The 17,117-nt window shown below is 38.7% G+C and carries 13 protein-coding genes; 3 read left to right on the forward strand and 10 right to left on the reverse strand.

Going from position 1 to position 17,117, the window contains the following annotated elements; translation table 11 throughout:
* Nucleotides 1-12: 12 nt before the first annotated feature.
* Nucleotides 13-1,350, forward strand: a complete 1,338-nt coding sequence (locus tag CBE70_RS07530) for a hypothetical protein (protein ID WP_198585702.1) — start codon at nt 13-15, stop codon at nt 1,348-1,350.
* Between the two features lie 27 nt (nt 1,351-1,377).
* Nucleotides 1,378-2,538 (forward strand): MFS transporter, encoded by a 1,161-nt coding sequence (locus tag CBE70_RS07535; RefSeq protein ID WP_099660231.1) that lies wholly within the window; start codon nt 1,378-1,380, stop codon nt 2,536-2,538.
* A 142-nt stretch (nt 2,539-2,680) separates the two neighbouring features.
* Here the strand turns inward: CBE70_RS07535 and CBE70_RS07540 are convergent, their stop codons facing one another.
* Entirely contained in the window at nt 2,681-4,417 is a 1,737-nt protein-coding gene (locus tag CBE70_RS07540) for a pyridoxal phosphate-dependent decarboxylase family protein (RefSeq protein WP_100158854.1), read from the reverse strand.
* Nucleotides 4,418-5,109: 692 nt separating this feature from the next.
* On the opposite strand from CBE70_RS07540, the gene CBE70_RS07545 reads away from it, so the two are divergent.
* Nucleotides 5,110-5,559, forward strand: coding sequence for a hypothetical protein (locus CBE70_RS07545; RefSeq protein ID WP_100158855.1), 450 nt, complete (start codon nt 5,110-5,112; stop codon nt 5,557-5,559).
* Between the two features lie 82 nt (nt 5,560-5,641).
* On the opposite strand, the gene deoD is transcribed toward CBE70_RS07545, so the two are convergent.
* The 9 genes from deoD to prfC form a co-directional block, all read right to left on the reverse strand.
* Nucleotides 5,642-6,358, reverse strand: coding sequence for a purine-nucleoside phosphorylase (deoD, locus tag CBE70_RS07550; protein WP_100158856.1), 717 nt, complete (start codon nt 6,356-6,358; stop codon nt 5,642-5,644).
* A 77-nt stretch (nt 6,359-6,435) separates the two neighbouring features.
* Nucleotides 6,436-7,662, reverse strand: coding sequence for a phosphopentomutase (deoB, locus tag CBE70_RS07555; RefSeq protein ID WP_099074519.1), 1,227 nt, complete (start codon nt 7,660-7,662; stop codon nt 6,436-6,438).
* 66 nt (nt 7,663-7,728) lie between these two features.
* Nucleotides 7,729-9,051: a thymidine phosphorylase gene (gene deoA, locus CBE70_RS07560; RefSeq protein ID WP_036913972.1), complete on the reverse strand. Its 1,323-nt coding sequence runs from the start codon at nt 9,049-9,051 to the stop codon at nt 7,729-7,731.
* Nucleotides 9,052-9,120: 69 nt separating this feature from the next.
* A complete protein-coding gene (gene deoC / locus CBE70_RS07565) occupies nt 9,121-9,900 on the reverse strand; it encodes a deoxyribose-phosphate aldolase (RefSeq protein WP_100158857.1) in 780 nt (259 codons plus the stop codon).
* Between the two features lie 519 nt (nt 9,901-10,419).
* Entirely contained in the window at nt 10,420-11,721 is a 1,302-nt protein-coding gene (locus CBE70_RS07570) for a NupC/NupG family nucleoside CNT transporter (RefSeq protein ID WP_100158858.1), read from the reverse strand.
* Between the two features lie 355 nt (nt 11,722-12,076).
* On the reverse strand, nt 12,077-12,859 hold the full coding sequence (locus CBE70_RS07575) for a TatD family hydrolase (RefSeq protein ID WP_100158859.1): 783 nt from the start codon (nt 12,857-12,859) through the stop codon (nt 12,077-12,079).
* Nucleotides 12,852-13,916, reverse strand: coding sequence for a patatin-like phospholipase family protein (locus CBE70_RS07580; protein WP_100158860.1), 1,065 nt, complete (start codon nt 13,914-13,916; stop codon nt 12,852-12,854). Before CBE70_RS07580 ends, CBE70_RS07575 begins: the two co-directional genes overlap by 8 nt.
* A 129-nt stretch (nt 13,917-14,045) precedes the next feature.
* The gene (locus CBE70_RS07585; protein ID WP_100158861.1) at nt 14,046-14,390 is read right to left on the reverse strand and encodes a BON domain-containing protein; all 345 of its coding nucleotides are present in this window, start codon (nt 14,388-14,390) and stop codon (nt 14,046-14,048) included.
* A gap of 961 nt (nt 14,391-15,351) precedes the next feature.
* Nucleotides 15,352-16,941, reverse strand: a complete 1,590-nt coding sequence (prfC, locus tag CBE70_RS07590; RefSeq protein ID WP_100158862.1) for a peptide chain release factor 3 — start codon at nt 16,939-16,941, stop codon at nt 15,352-15,354.
* Between the last annotated feature and the right edge of the window lie 176 nt (nt 16,942-17,117).

The following is a 17,117-nucleotide window of genomic DNA, read 5'->3' on the forward strand; positions in this document are numbered from 1 at the left end:
TGGGAGCAACTCATGGCAGGAATACATCTTCACCCACATGATATTTTAGACGAAGGAATGCCCGCTATTCTTCAACGCCTTGACGGAATGAAGCATGTTGAGCATTTATTTGTCGAAATTAATACTATTTTTGAACGTAATCCTTACCCTGTTGGCGATCTACCTCATAACCCTATTCATAATGTGGTTATGGGAACAGGTACACTACACATCAATACTCATACTGATTTTCCTCGTCTGAGCCAACGTGTTGATCCAACTATTTTAGCGGGTGCAGATCCGCTAATGACGATAAAAAAAGCCACTGACGGTGGGAAATATAAAGTTATTCCATGGGCAAATATTCTTAATGGCGATTTTGTTGGTGATGTAGAAAACAATCAAGTTGTCGATTTTAAAGGCCGTCTACAGGCGCATTGGCTCTGCCCTAATGCCCCAGATGTTGCTCAATTATGGCAAAAGACATTCACAGCATTAAAACAAAACTATGGTTATGACACATTTCTAATTGACCGAATTCGTTTCCCTGATTGGGCAGGTAAAGAAGTCAATCCAGCGGGATTATTTACCTGCTTTTGCCCTCACTGTGAAAAGAAAATGGTGCAACAAGGCTTACCGGTTAATGAAATCAAGCATCGTCTTGCAGCTTTGGCTGATTCATTAAAACAAGGGGATTTCGAAACGCCTGTTACAGCATTAAAAGAAGAGCCACTGTTAAAAGCATGGCAACTATTTCGCCAACAAAGTGTGACTCAATTAGTTGAAAAATTACTGTCTGATGCAAAACAAACTGCTGGTGGAATTACGTTATGGCTCGATTTGTGGCCACCCGCTTACAGTTGGATCTTAGGTCAGAACTACCATGAATTAACGCGTTATTCTTCAACACTCAAACATTTCCCTTATCATAAATTAGGGGGGGGTGCAGATGTTCAAGGATTAATTAATCATTTTGCTCATGATAGTGAAAGCCAAGAGCGTGCATTTACTGCGTTTAAACGTTTATTTGAACTACCTTATGATATTTCATATGAAACCTTTAAACAGCAAGGCTTCCCTATTCACTTTGTTGCAGAACAAAATAATAAAGTTCGTCAGCTTTCACAGCCAAATACCTTTATTTATAGCGGTATTCAAATGTGGAATTTACCCGCCTCTCAATTAATTGAAGCGGTTATTGCTGCTGAAGAAAGTGCATGTGATTCTCTGCTTTATTATTGCTACGGATGGGCGACTCAAGAATTATTTGATGCAATTGGTGAACACAATACACCTAATAATAATGCTTATAACAACGTTTATAACAATGTTTATAACAATGTTTATAACAACAACACCGTTAAAGAATAATACACCGCGGAAAATCAGGATCAAATTATGGCTAAACAACAAAAATGGAAAGTTTTTTTCCTTCTGTTTGTCACGATGTTTTTACTCGGTGGCATTCAAAATACAAAAGGGCTTATTCTCGAACAAGTTCAACATGATATTTCATTAAATATGAGCCAAGTAGGCTCATTAATTACCTTTTTCCAAATCGGTTTTTTAGTCGCCAGTTTATTAACGGGCTATTTTACCGATAAGAAAGGGTTAAAAGTCATGATGTTTATTGGCTCATTAATGATGGCTGTCGGTTTAACAGGAACCAGCCTTGCTTTCAATGTGATGCTATTTTTTGGCTTTTATCTGGTGATTGGTTTAGGGATTGGCTCGATGCTTGTCTCTATCGTAACTGTTATTCCGACTTTCTATAAAGAGAAAGCAGGTATGATGTTTAATGTCTCTAACGCCATGTTTGGTGTAGGGATGATTGTCACCCCACTTATTTTACAATATCTCTTCTCACACTCTATTTCATGGCGTACTTTTTATGTCGGTGTTGCCGTTATTGTTGCTGTGATTATTTTAGTATTAAGCACCTTAAAAATAGAAAGTAGCGCACAAGTCGATATGAAATTTAGTGACTTTTTAGAGTTGCTGACACAAAAATCACTGTTGCTGGTTATTTTATTTATCACTTTATATGTTGCCGCTGAAGCCGCGTTCTTAAACTTCTTCCCTATTTTCTATACCTCTATGGATATTGGGAATATGAGTAATGCGCAAAAAGCAGAAACAGCCGCTTATGTTATTTCTAGTTTTGCTTTCTTATTTACCATTGGTCGCTTTATTGGTGGCTTTATTAACCTTGCATTAGGTGATCGCAAAACGCTTATTCTGTTCTCACTGTTCTCTCTGATAGCCATTATTGTGAGTCGTATTTTTGTGCAAGATGTTGTTTATCTGTTTATGGTGTTTGGTTTTGCATTATCTGTTCTATTTCCGACAGCCGCAGCGGTTGCTACAAAATTGACCAGCAAAAGTGGCTCAGTGATGGGACTTATTTATGTTGCTTCAGGATTGGGCGGTGCCTTAGCCGGCTCATTAATCGGTCAGGTTTCAGAAAGCTATAATGTTTCTGTTGGCTTTAACCTAATTATCGTATTCGTCGCCCTCTTCTTTATTATTTCTCTGTTTATTAGAGAACAAAAACAATAACAACAACCGTTATGCCTCTGAAATTTACCCCTCTTTGTGAGGGGTTTTTTATTTCTACTATCACCTAAAACAAAAACTGTACCTTAATATGAGTCTCCCCTACTAAAGTACAGTTTGTTTTATTTAATCAGACAATGTTTGATTAAATTTTTGCAGCCTTCTTCGAGCTCATATTTTGACTCATTTCAGTTAAAATCTTCATAAAATTATCAATATGTGCGCGTTCAGTATTTGGGTTCATAAATACCGCTTTTTCACCTGGAAGATAAATGTAACGGTTATTTTTTGCATATTTAGAACAAGCAATAGAATCAACCCAGTTAGTAAATAAACCTTCTCTACCACGCTGCAAGAAAAGTTTTCTATGCCACTGAGTGTTGTGAACCATAAAATCATACGCTTCTTTATCAGTAGAACATGTCAGCTCTAAATCAAAAGCAACGTTAGGATCTTTTACTAAATTAGGATCATACAGTTTAAAACCAACACTTGGCCCTTGGTTTTGAGGAACGATGACTTTTGCGTTACCCATCTCTAATAACTGATGGCGCATGTAGTTCGCGTTTTGCAAACAGTGGGCAATAATAGTTTGATAACCTTCAATGCCCATATAGTGCATTGCAGAATAAGCACCAAAAATACCTACACCACTACGTGTACATTCAATAGTAGATTGTAAGTGGGTTTGACCTTCTAATTCATGCTCAAAATAGGTGAAATTTTCAGGATCGTTTTCAAGCGCAACGAAATCATTGCCGTTTTTCACCAGCACTAAACTTGAGGTATAGGGTACATACCCCCATTTGTGGAAGTCGATAGTGATAGAGTCGGCATATTTCAGATGTTTAAATTTCTCAACATTCTGGCGTAACCCTTCTAAAGTGACATCGTTAATTGCCAGAGGGTTACTGCTAAAGTCATATTCTAAGAAGAAAATAATCGGCCAACCAACCGCGGCATCAACGTGTACGTGTGGTTTAACAGGGATCTCGAACTCTTCACATAAGCGGTCACGTAATTCACAAACCCCTTTCACATCATCGACACCAAAGGTGTCTGTTGTGCCTGTGGTTAACATGATAGTTGGTACTTTACATTTAACAGTAAAGCAGGCTCTTAATTCACGCTCTAAGTGCTCTAGATTAATCGTATTATCTTCAGATACTTTAATGCGGATAGTTTTGTTATCAACATCAACGCCTAATAGTGCAAGGTTGGTCATATTTGAATAGTGACCACCTTGAGAATTAATGATGCGATAGTCTTGATCTGCTGCCATACCTAAATGTTTAGAATTTGGCATGGATTTACGTAAGCCAAAAAGATAACCATATAAGTTACACATGGTGCCACCTTGAGTGAATACACCAGAGGCAACTTCAGGATCGTATCCCACTAATTTTGCGACTTTTTTGATCGTCACTTTTTCTAACGCATCAGCGACACCTGAATATTCGCAATACACCATATTAGGGTTGCCCATTAACCCTAAGATAGATCCATAAACACCCGGATCACTTGGCATCGCAATAACATTTTCAACGGCGAGTGGGTTTTCCCAGTTTTTACACAGTGTCGAAACTAGCATCAGCAATTCATTAGGATCGTTTTCAGGGTAATTAATATTTTGCTGAATTTGTGTATCTGCCATTAAACGTTCAAATAATTGTGGCCCATTAGAATAACGCTGTAATTGGTCATTATCATTAGTCGTTGTTTTTCTAAACTGTGTAATCGATTGGATGGTTTTATCCTGAAATATCGGCCAATACTTCGGATCTCGGCTGAAAAAGTGAGCAATAACGTCATGGTATTTCTTCTCAAATTCCGCATTTAGAATGTTAGCAGAAGATAGACCTAATAAATCTTGATTTTTCACTATATTCTCCAAATAGAAACCGACAATAACTTAAATGAACTGTATAGCAATACTATACATTTTCTAATTAAATTAGTTAGTATTCCATGCAATAACCATGATCACATGAAAAGTCACTCAATAAATAATTTTTAATTAAATATCAATATAATACATCATATCGGAAAGTTAAATTTACAGTAACTATTTTTCATATATCTACTTATGTGACTGACATCACAGTAAAAATAGGGCTATAAACAGAAACAATCACTATCAATATTATTAACTATTTGAAATATAATCAAAATATAGCACACACCATCTAACCAACTGATATTGTTGAACTCTTTGTTTAATTAATTGAATTAATCTGTTATTTCTGCAATTAGCACTCACTAAATTACATTTAATTTAATCAAGCCAGATAAAATAAGACTAAAACACTAGTATGTTTTTCATAATCAGCTAATAAATTCTAATTTTAACCATTATTAGGTATAAAATATGGGTTAAGGTTAATTCAGAAGATATCTATTAATGAAAATATAAAACATGAAATTATCACAGTGAATAATGCTAGAAATGATTTAAATATCAGTTAAAATGAAAAATAGTAACTCTGCTAAATAATCAGAATATTTACTCTACATATTTTGTTTTTTTTGCCGATACTTAAAATAATAAAGTTGGTAATTAACGGAGAACACAATATGAAGGCACGTATCGCTGTCGCTGCTGTATTCGTATTACTATCCGCAAGTGTCCATGCTGAAGAATTTACCTGCCAACTTGAAAATGGTAAGTATGTCAGTGTATCCGCTGAACAGGGAAAACCCCCTGTGTATCGTTATGGCACACTTGCGAAAACAGAAATCACACTACCTGTTCCTCAGCAACCTAATAATAATGTCTTTTATGGACATCAGATGTTTGTTGCTGGCGCATCGACTTATATTCGATTTAAGAATGGAAACTACAGCTATGTTGTTTATGACGGTGAAGGTAGAGGATGGCAATTTAATGGTGTTATTGTTTACAAAGGCAATGACATTATTAGTAAAAAAGGGTGCAAGGAACAGTTAACTCCAAGTCTGGATAATTTAAAAAATTATTCTATTAAAATGGATCCTTATTTAGAAACCTATATTTATGCGCCTTAATTTGCATATTATTGATTAGACATAAAAAAACCCAATTCTTTGAATTGGGTTTTTACTATTATTAAGCAACGAGATGTATTGATTAGTCTTCTAATAACAGAACAGATTCTAATGCAATTTCAATCATTTCGTTAAAAGTCGTTTGACGCTCTTCCGCTGTAGTTTGTGTCCCTTTTTTGATGTGGTCAGAGACGGTACAGATAGTCAGTGCTCTTGCACCATATTCAGCAGCAACACCATAGATACCAGCAGCTTCCATTTCAACACCAAGGATGCCGTATTTTTCCATAACATCAAACATTTCTGGATCTGGAGAGTAGAACAGATCAGCAGAGAAGATATTACCAACACGAACTTTAATATCTTTTGCTTTTGCTGCAGATACTGCATTTTGAACTAATTCAAAATCTGCGATAGCAGCGAAGTCTTGGTCTTTGAAACGCAGACGGTTAACTTTAGAGTCTGTACATGCACCCATACCGATAACAACATCACGTAATTCAACGTCTGGTAATACTGCACCACATGAGCCCACACGGATGATCACTTTTACGCCGAAATCAGTAATTAATTCTTTTGCGTAAATTGAGCAAGAAGGAATACCCATGCCGTGACCCATAACAGAAATCTTACGGCCTTTATACGTACCTGTAAAACCTAACATACCACGAACGTTATTTACTTGACGGACATCTTGTAAAAAAGTTTCAGCGATGTATTTAGCACGAAGCGGGTCGCCCGGCATTAAAACGACATCAGCAAAATCGCCCATTTCTGCGTTAATATGAGGGGTAGCCATAACTCTTCCTTTTAATTGATCTTTTTACTATTTAAATATTATTCGGTAGGTATATTGCTATACCTACCGAAATAAAATTAGAACATCGCTTTACCGTAATCGACTGGTGATAAACCGAAGTATTTCACGACAGTTTGACCGATATCCGCGAAGGTTTCACGATGACCTAATGAACCAGGTTTAACTTTAGGACCATAAACCAGAACAGGAATGTGCTCACGAGTATGATCAGAACCTGGCCAAGTTGGGTCGCAACCGTGGTCTGCGGTTAAAATAAGAATGTCATCTTCTTTTACCAGTTCCATCAGTTCTGGTAAGCGACGGTCGAATAACTCAAGTGCTTCACCATAACCTACAGCATCACGACGGTGACCGTAAGAGGAGTCAAAATCAACAAAGTTGGTAAAGACGATGGTGTTGTCACCCGCAAGTTTCATTTCTTCAAGTGTCGCATCAAACAGAGCATCAATACCCGTTGCTTTCACTTTCTTAGTAATACCTACGTTTGCGTAGATGTCAGCAATTTTACCGATAGAAACAACGTGGCCTTGTTTTTCATCAACCAGTTTTTTCAACATAGTTGGTGCTGGTGGCTCAACCGCTAAGTCATGACGGTTACCTGTACGAGCGAAGTTACCCGGTTTGTCACCGATAAATGGACGCGCAATAACACGACCAATGTTGTAATCGCCTTTGTTTAGTTCATCACGAGCAATTTCACACAGCTCATATAATTCATCTAAACCGTAAGTTTCTTCATGACACGCAATTTGGAATACAGAGTCAGCAGAGGTATAGAAAATCGGCTTACCGGTTTTCATATGCTCTTCACCTAGCTCATCCAGAATCACTGTACCAGATGCGTGGCAGTTGCCTAAGTATCCTGGTAATTTTGCACGTTTAACGATGTTTTCTAACAGCTCTTGTGGGAATGAATTTTTCAGTTCTTTGAAGTATCCCCAATCAAACAGAACAGGAACACCTGCGATTTCCCAGTGGCCTGACGGAGTATCTTTACCAGAAGAGATTTCACTCGCGTAGCCATAAGCACCGATAATATCTGCGTTTTTGTCTAAACCGATAGGGAATTTACCTGTTGATTCTTCTGCTGCTTTACCTAAACCTAAACGGCAAAGATTAGGTAAATGAAGAGGACCTTTACGGCCGTCTCTATCTGCTTTACCGTCAGCAAACGCTTGTGCGATATGCCCTAAAGTGTCTGAACCTTGGTCACCGAATTTCTCCGCATCACCAGCAGCACCGATACCGAAGGAATCTAATACCATGATATGTACACGTTTCATAATTCTCTCTCCTGTGTCATTCTCCGCAGACTACGGATATGTCACTTATAAATCGTAATTGAGTTCTTATTCGCTGATTTGGCGGTACACCATTGGTGAAGCTTCGCGTTTGCTGTCACCAATTACCATCGCTTTACGGACTTCAGCCGCAGCTTCTTGCCATGATTTTTCACTGTTAGCATGGATCATCGCTAAAGGTGTATCTGTATTGATCTCAGCACCAAGTGCTACGATGTCGCTTAAACCAACACTGTAATCAATAGCATCAGTCGCTTTACGGCGGCCACCACCTAATGTCACAACAGACATACCTAATGCACGCGTATCCATTTCTGTAATGAATCCTGCTTTCTCAGCGAATACAGGTTTACTTAATACCGCAGTTGGCAGGTATTTATTGTAGTTTTCAACAAAATCAGTTGGGCCTTTCTGTGCTGCAACCATACGACCAAATACTTCTGCTGCTTTACCGTTATCCAACACATCTTGTAGTTTTTGACGAGCTTGTTGACGATCATCCGCTAAACGGCCTGATACTAACATTTCAACACACAGCGCCATAGTGACTTCAAATAGACGTGGATTACGATATTCGCCTGTTAAGAATTGAACCGCTTCACGAACTTCAACCGCATTACCTGCGCTAGAAGCTAATACTTCGTTCATATCAGTTAACAGTGCTGTGGTTTGACAGCCAGCGCCATTTGCTACTTGGACAATTGACTCAGCCAACTCTTCAGATTTTTGATAAGTCGGCATAAAGGCACCCGAGCCAACTTTAACGTCCATCACTAATGCATCTAAGCCTTCAGCTAATTTTTTACCTAAAATAGAAGCAGTGATCAGCGGGATTGAGTCAACTGTAGCAGTAATATCACGGGTCGCATAAAAGCGTTTGTCAGCAGGTGCTAATGAATTGGTCTGTCCGATAATGGCAACACCGACATTGCGAATAATATCGCGGAATTTTTCATCATCAGGAAAAATATCAAAGCCTGGGATTGCTTCAAGCTTATCTAATGTTCCACCTGTATGACCTAATCCACGACCAGAGATCATCGGAACATAACCACCACAAGCCGCAACCATTGGCCCTAACATCAGTGAAGTGACATCACCCACACCACCCGTTGAGTGTTTATCAACAATTGGGCCGTTTAAATTTAAGCTTTTCCAGTTCAGCACTGTACCGGAATCACGCATAGCTAATGTCAAAGCAACACGCTCTGGCATCGTCATATCGTGGAAATAAATAGTCATTGCTAATGCAGCAATTTGACCTTCAGAAACAGTATTATCTCTGACGCCATTAATGAAAAAACGAATTTCTTCCTCAGTTAAAGGATGACCATCACGCTTTTTACGAATAATCTCTTGGGCAAGAAACACTGCAACCTCCTGGTTTTATAGCATTGGTAACGCCCACAATAAGAAAAGTGGGCGTATTTCACGAATGGATTAGTAACCACTAGACGATTTTTGTTCGCCATGACCTAAAGTGGCTAATAAATTACCTAGCAAACTTGACGCACCAAAGCGGAAGTGACGGGCATCAACCCAATCGTCACCCATAATGCGGTTAGCTAATGCAAGGTATTGAGCTGCTTCTTCAGCGGTACGTACACCACCCGCTGGTTTGAAACCAACTTCTTTGCCAACACCCATATCGTGGATCACTTGGATCATTAACTCAGCGCTTTCCAGTGTTGCATTTACAGGCACTTTACCTGTGGAAGTTTTAATAAAATCAGCACCTGCTTTGATTGAAATTTCAGATGCTTTACGGATAAGCGCTGGATCTTTCAGCTCACCCGTTTCAATAATTACTTTCAGTAAAGAACCGGCTTCTGCACAAGCTTCTTTACATGCTTTAACGATATCAAAACCGATTTGCTCGTTACCTGCCATAAATGCACGGTAAGGGAAAACTACGTCAACCTCATCTGCGCCATAAGCTAATGCCGCGTTGGTTTCTGCTAATGCGATATCTAAATCATCATTACCATGAGGGAAGTTAGTTACGGTTGCGATACGGACGTCTGGAGTACCCTGTTCGCGTAACACTTTACGTGCTAACGGAATAAAACGTGGGTAGATACAAATAGCGGCTGTATTGCCTTCTGGGCTTTTAGCCTGATGACATAATGCAGTCACTTTTGCATCAGTGTCGTCATCATTTAATGTAGTTAAATCCATCAAAGACAGCGCAAGGCGCGCTGCAGCGGTTAAATCTGTCATAAAACTCTCCAACGATGTTTCTCAAGCCCTTTTGGGCGTACGCTTAAGGTTAGCGATTAAATTTGTTGGCGAGCGGACTTGGTTCCTTGAAGATGTTGTTGTAACTTGCGCTACAACGACAGCTGAGCTCCCTCTCACCGCGCTATGCTCACTTCGGCGACCCGTCATTGAGCTTTCGCCATTCCATGAAGTTTCAGCACATCTTATTTGAACACGCTAAGGAACAATTAGATGTGCTTTACGTCACACTAATCAAATGCAACTTGCAAACAATGACATAAAAGTGTGATGAATATCACAATTAGGTCATTTTCTGGTTTAATGTTACTCGAATAGCGCCTCTAAGTCGTCTTTATAACGCAAAAAAAGCGTGCTCAATATGAAATGATATCGCTATTGCCCCTATTCAATACAAATTGCGAAATATCTCACACAATAAAAGTAGTTAACATTACAGCAGAAAACAAACATAAAAGAGCAGACAGGCAAAACCCATCTGCTCTTCACAATACAAATCAATTAAGCAGCAACAACAGCCATTGCGGTTAATGCAAAGAAGAAACCTGCAATCGTCGCACTCATTAAGTTAGAGAGTGTACCAGCAAGTACCGCTTTCATTCCTAAACGCGCCACATCTTTACGACGATTTGGTGCCATTCCACCTAAACCACCTAACAGGACAGCAACAGAAGAGAGGTTAGCAAAGCCACACAGTGCAAAGGAGATGATTATCTTCGTTTGCTCTGATAACACCATGAGCCCTGACCCCGCAACAATTGCGTCTTCTTTTAGGTATTTACTAAATTCAGAATAAGCATAGAACTCATTGATAACAATTTTTTGTCCAATAAATGAGCCTGCAATGGTTGCTTCACTCCAAGGTACACCAATCAGGAAGGCAATAGGTGCAAACACCCAACCTAACACGAGTTCTAATGAGAAATTCTCATAACCAAACCAGCCACCAATACCACCGAGGATACCATTAACTAATGCAATCAATGCAACGAAAGCAAGTAACATGGCACCAACGTTAAGAGCAAGCTGTAAACCTGAAGAGGCACCCGCAGCCGCAGCATCGATAATATTGGCAGGTTTCTCGTCATCCGCCATTTTATCAAGAGCATCTTTTTGATCATCTGGTGTTTCTGTTTCAGGGATCAATAATTTAGCAAAGAGTAAACCACCAGGAGCCGCCATAAAGGATGCCGTGATCAGATACTCTAACGGTACGCCCATACTAGCGTATCCAGCAAGAACTGAACCCGCAACAGAGGCTAAACCACCACACATAACAGCAAAGAGCTCTGAAGTTGTCATTCTTGCAATATAAGGGCGAACAACAAGCGGTGCTTCTGTTTGTCCAACAAAAATATTTGCAGTTGCAGACATAGACTCTGTTCGTGATGTACCAAGTACTTTTTGTAAGCCACCACCGAGAATTTTAATGACTATTTGCATAATGCCAAGGTAATACAGCACTGCAATTAGTGAAGAGAAGAACACGATAACAGGCAGTACGCGTAGGGCGAAAACGAAACCGCCGCCACCAAACAACTCGAACATTTTATCTGATACTAGGCCTGCAAATAGGAAGCTCATCCCATTATTGCCGTAATCAATAACATTCTTAACGCCATCAGAAACCGCAAGAAGCACCTCGCGACCACCGTCGGAATAAAGAACAAATGCACCTAAGCCAATCTGAATAAGGAATGCGCCACCAACTGTACGTAGTCTAATTGCACGTCGATTGCTGGAAAACAGAATGGCTATCAATATTAATGTTGCCATTCCGACCAAGCTCATAATGAGTTGCATTGAAGGATCCCTGTTCACGTAAAAATTTAATGGATTATCAATAATGCCCTTGCCAGAGCTTATTGACTCTTTTTGCCAGATAATTATACCTAGTCTAAGAAAAGAACCCTCAATATCCATCACAAATAGAGTCTGAAAAAAGTAACACAAAAGTCACAAATGAGAGGTTGATCACATAAAAAAGAAAGAAAGCGCATTTGTTGAATAGGCTAATTAGAAAAAAATACTCTTGGGATTAATAAATCCGTGTTTTCAATCTTAAATCGAGGGCATAAACGAACACCCTATTCATATTAATAAGATTAAAATAAGGGGAGTTTTTAACCTTTAGGTAAATCGCATTTTCATTCAAGCACTAGGTAATATTGTTAAGCCCAAATAATTGTAGGCTATTGAGATAGAGTTGCTCTGCAATCGCCTCTGGTGATCCTTGACGCAGCTCACAGAGTTGGGAAAAAACGTTCTGAATACGTTCAGGACGATTGGGTTCACCTTGAAAACCACTCACAGGCATATCAGGAGCATCTGTTTCTAATAACAGGGATCCTAGTGGTAACGAAGCAATTGCACGGCGAGTTTTTTGGGCACGCTCATAAGTAATAGTTCCACCAACACCAATAAAATAACCTTGTTGAATAAACTTTTCTGCCTGTTGCAGACTTCCTGCAAAACCATGAATAACCCCTTTGCGAGGCACATCATAACGGCGTAAAAGTGCACTTAATTTATCGTGAGTTTTACGTGAATGTAGGATCACAGGCAAATCAAATTCAATTGCGAGTTTAAGCTGTGCAATTAAAAACGCTTCTTGCTTCTCAGGCTGGGGATTATCCATATAGTCATCAAGCCCTATCTCTCCGATAGCAACACAACGAGAAGCCGTTTTTAATTTCTGTTTTAATTCCAAGAGGTGTTGTTCAGTGTGCTCTTCAATATATAAAGGGTGTAACCCCAATGCACAATATAATTGATGATGATTATTAGCTAGCTCTGCAACAACATCAAAATTCCAACGTGCCACGGCGGGAATAATTATTTTTTCAACATGAGCTTGATGCGCTAGTGACAAGCTGTTGGCAATATCATCATAAAAAACTGGGAAATCAAAATGGCAGTGAGTATCAATAAACTTATTCATTCTGAATTTGCCTCACGTCTGGATGTACGCTTCGAGTTCCTTGTTGAATAATAGAAGCATTCTCCGCTTTATCAGCCTTCGCTTCTTGTTCAAACAAGCTAAAGACTTTTTTATCGTACTGTTTGAATTTCTTCTTAGAAAAATGTTGACCAATTGTCGCCAGAAAATAGCGCCCACAACGTCTACCCACATGATAATCATGATTTAATGCATTTAAACGACTTCCTAATGCACTCGATTGCAATGCGGTTGGTGGATATATTTCAATAACAACAACATCTTCTGGGGGAGATTGAATAAATTTAATTGTTTCGGTATAGGTTTCGATATGTACTTGAGCCATCTCCATAAAGCGCTGTAAACGGCTATTTTCAAACCATTTTCCCATACGCTCAACCCATTCTGTTGTGTATTGATATTCAGAAGGAACGGTACGAACAACGACAATAGTACGACAACCACGTCGATAAGCTTCTCTCACAGGAATAGCATCGCTGATACCACCATCATGATAAACAACATCATGAAATAAGACACCATTACGATAAAAAGCAGGAATAGCACTAGACGCTTTAATTATCTCAAGCCAAGTCGGTTCATCGGGCTGAAAATAATTTGCCTGAAAATTATCAGAACGGCTTGCCACCATATAAAATTCGCGACCAGCATCAAAACGGCGTAAAGCTGTTGGTATATCAAGAGGCATCTCTTTGGCTGTTGTGTCTATATACCAATCAAGATCGAGTAAATTACCACCTCGGACAAAGCGAATGGGATTGAAGAATTGATTATTGGTTGTATAGCGATTAATAATTTTACGTGCATATCCACGCTGACCACAGGCAAAAGCTGATAAATTTTGCGCTCCCGCAGACACCCCAAGTAAAACATCAAAGGGATCAAATTGTGATCGCATAAATTCATCAAGGACACCGGCAGTAAAGATCCCGCGTTGCCCCCCGCCTTCACAAACTAAAGCAACTTTACCTTGTGGTAGTGATGATTGAAATTCGAGTGCCGTAATATTATTTAATGTGACAGGTATATACTTCCCCATAATGTCTCCTTTATACAACTTAACAAAGGATACCCGCACATTTTTTTGACGTCATTATTTTTACGTATTCATACAAATAAATTAGACAATATATTCTTAGAGTATGACGAATATAAAAGAAAATCATGTTTATGATTTGATATTTACATCTGAGTCTACGCTTTTAACACCTTCAATTTTTTCAATAATTTGCAAGATTTTTTCTTCTTGCGCTTTGCTATCAACAAAACCTGAAAGAAAGACATGCCCAAATTCAGTGCGAATAGAAATATTTTCACTATCAATATCTTGCATTGGCAATAGCGTATCTTTAATTTTATTAGAAATAGAAGTATCACTTAAGTAGTGACCCGTGTTATTCCCACTGTTATTGATTTCGCTATACCACGATGTTTCAGCTGATGCGCTCATACTGATAAAAGCTAAGCCCATTGACATTACTAACGCTAATTTTAGCGTTTTACCTTGTTTCATTGCTCTCCCCCTAATCACAGTAACTGCGATAGGAAATATGTGTGTTTTAATATTTATGGAAGTACTACAAAATTTAACAAATTACGTTAATACACTAATAAACCATTATAGTTAAATAAAGCAAAAAATAACAAACAAAGACTAATCCTAATTATTTTATTCTAATAATAATCAATAAAACTATAAAAAAAATTACATATATTTATAAATAAGTATAAAAACAGACATCATGTTAACAGAAATAAAAAAGATTAATTCCAAATTAAGAAGGTCTTTTGGGCAGGATATTCAGGGTATACAAAACGAATTTGATAGAGAAACAGGCTATCTCGCAGAGTATTATTGTTAATCAATGAGCAATAACGCAAAGAAACAAAAAAGGCCACATTAAAAAATGTGACCATTTCATTAGGTTAAATACTCCAAATAATTCAAGCTACAACTTGAAACATGACGAATAAATACTCTAAATAATTCAAGATGCAGCTAGGCGACAAGTGAATGAGTCGCTAGGAACATACAAAAGTATGTAACTAGTGCGAATGAACGTAGTCAACAACGCTGCAACTTGAAGTATGACGAATAAATACTCTAAATAATTCAAGATGCAGCTAGGCGACAAGTGAATGAGTCGCTAGGAACATACAAAAGTATGTAACTAGTGCGAATGAACGTAGTCAACAACGCTGCAACTTGAAGTATGACGAATAAATACTCTAAATAATTCAAGATGCAGCTAGGCGACAAGTGAATGAGTCGCTAGGAACATACAAAAGTATGTAACTAGTGCGAATGAACGTAGTCAACAACGCTGCAACTTGAAGTATGACGAATAAATACTCTAAATAATTCAAGATGCAGCTAGGCGACAAGTGAATGAGTCGCTAGGAACATACAAAAGTATGTGACTAGTGCGAATGAACGTAGTCAACAACGCTGCAACTTGAAGTATGACGAGTATTTAGTGTTCACGGGTCTGGTGGAACTCAACCTCTGGATAACGCTCACGCGTTAAATTCAAGTTGACCATCGTTGGTGCGATATAAGTTAAATTATCGCCGCCATCAAGTGCCAAGTTTTGTTCATTTTTACGTTTAAACTCTTCGAGTTTTTTCTCGTTATTACATTCAACCCAGCGTGCTGTTGAAACGTTAACGGATTCATAAATCGCTTCAACGTTATATTCACTCTTCAGTCTTGCTACAACCACATCAAACTGAAGCACGCCCACTGCACCTACAATTAAATCGTTATTCGCCAGTGGTCTAAAGACCTGTACAGCACCCTCTTCTGATAACTGAACCAATCCTTTAAGTAACTGTTTCTGTTTTAACGGATCACGTAAACGAATACGGCGGAACAATTCTGGGGCAAAGTTTGGAATACCAGTAAACTTCAGGATCTCACCTTGAGTAAAGGTATCACCAATTTGAATAGTACCGTGGTTATGAAGACCGATAATATCCCCTGGATATGCGTGTTCAACGTGAGAACGATCGCCCGCCATAAAGGTTAATGCATCAGAAATCACCACATCTTTTTTAATTCGAACTTGGTGTAACTTCATTCCTTTATCATACATACCAGATACAACGCGTAGGAATGCAACACGGTCGCGGTGTTTAGGATCCATATTAGCTTGGATCTTAAAGACGAATCCTGTGAACGTTTCTTCAGCAGCGGTAACTTCACGCATATCTGTTTGGCGAGGCATTGGTGCTGGCGCCCATTTTACAAGGCCATCAAGCATATGGTTAACACCAAAGTTACCTAATGCTGTACCAAAGAACACTGGGGTTAATTCGCCAGCTAAAAATGCTTCATGATCAAATTCATGAGAAGCACCTAATACTAACTCTAATTCATCACGTAATTGACTTGCTAAATCATCACCAATAGCTTCATCAAGCTCTGGGTTATCTAACCCTTTGATGACGCGAGAATCCTGAATAGTGTGACCTTGACCTGTTTGATAAAGGTAAGTTTCATCTTTCAGAATGTGATAAACCCCTTTGAAGAGTTTTCCGCAACCAATAGGCCAAGTAACCGGACTACACGCAATTTTTAATTCTGTTTCAACTTCATCCATGACTTCCATTGGATCACGAATATCACGGTCGAGTTTATTCATAAAAGTCAAAATTGGGGTATCACGTAAACGTGTTACTTCCATTAACTTACGAGTACGATCTTCAACCCCTTTAGAGGAGTCGATGACCATTAAACAGCAGTCAACTGCGGTTAAAGTACGATAAGTATCTTCAGAGAAGTCTTCGTGCCCTGGGGTATCTAATAAGTTAACTAAGCAATCTGCATAAGGGAACTGCATGACTGAGGTTGTAATAGAAATACCACGTTGTTTTTCCATTTCCATCCAGTCAGACTTTGCATGCTGATTTGAACCACGGCCTTTTACGGTTCCTGCGCGTTGGATTGCTTGTCCGAATAACAACACTTTTTCAGTGATGGTTGTTTTACCCGCATCGGGGTGGGAAATAATGGCAAAAGTTCTACGACGAGCAACTTCTTGCTGAAAAATAGGATTAGACATCAATGGTGATCTTCTGGTTGATAGACGAGAGAATGTAAGGCACTGACATATTGCTACAAGTAATAATTAAAGTGACTATAAAGACATTCAACCCGTAAGTTAATCTTAATTGGCGCTTATTTTCGCCTATCTTATCTGTATACACAATCAATGGTTTCGTAATTAGTTACCATTTC

Source organism: Proteus columbae (assembly GCF_002777965.1).
Lineage (GTDB): Bacteria > Pseudomonadota > Gammaproteobacteria > Enterobacterales > Enterobacteriaceae > Proteus > Proteus columbae.

Bases quoted from the DNA above. Each gene is read 5' to 3' on its own strand.
- CBE70_RS07580 (WP_100158860.1), bottom strand. From the start codon at position 13,916: ATGGGGAAGTATATACCTGTCACATTAAATAATATTACGGCACTCGAA.
- CBE70_RS07585 (WP_100158861.1), bottom strand. From the start codon at position 14,390: ATGAAACAAGGTAAAACGCTAAAATTAGCGTTAGTAATGTCAATGGGC.
- deoB (WP_099074519.1), bottom strand. From the start codon at position 7,662: ATGAAACGTGTACATATCATGGTATTAGATTCCTTCGGTATCGGTGCT.
- CBE70_RS07545 (WP_100158855.1), top strand. From the start codon at position 5,110: ATGAAGGCACGTATCGCTGTCGCTGCTGTATTCGTATTACTATCCGCA.
- prfC (WP_100158862.1), bottom strand. From the start codon at position 16,941: ATGTCTAATCCTATTTTTCAGCAAGAAGTTGCTCGTCGTAGAACTTTT.
- CBE70_RS07570 (WP_100158858.1), bottom strand. From the start codon at position 11,721: ATGCAACTCATTATGAGCTTGGTCGGAATGGCAACATTAATATTGATA.
- CBE70_RS07575 (WP_100158859.1), bottom strand. From the start codon at position 12,859: ATGAATAAGTTTATTGATACTCACTGCCATTTTGATTTCCCAGTTTTT.
- CBE70_RS07535 (WP_099660231.1), top strand. From the start codon at position 1,378: ATGGCTAAACAACAAAAATGGAAAGTTTTTTTCCTTCTGTTTGTCACG.
- CBE70_RS07530 (WP_198585702.1), top strand. From the start codon at position 13: ATGGCAGGAATACATCTTCACCCACATGATATTTTAGACGAAGGAATG.
- deoC (WP_100158857.1), bottom strand. From the start codon at position 9,900: ATGACAGATTTAACCGCTGCAGCGCGCCTTGCGCTGTCTTTGATGGAT.
- deoD (WP_100158856.1), bottom strand. From the start codon at position 6,358: ATGGCTACCCCTCATATTAACGCAGAAATGGGCGATTTTGCTGATGTC.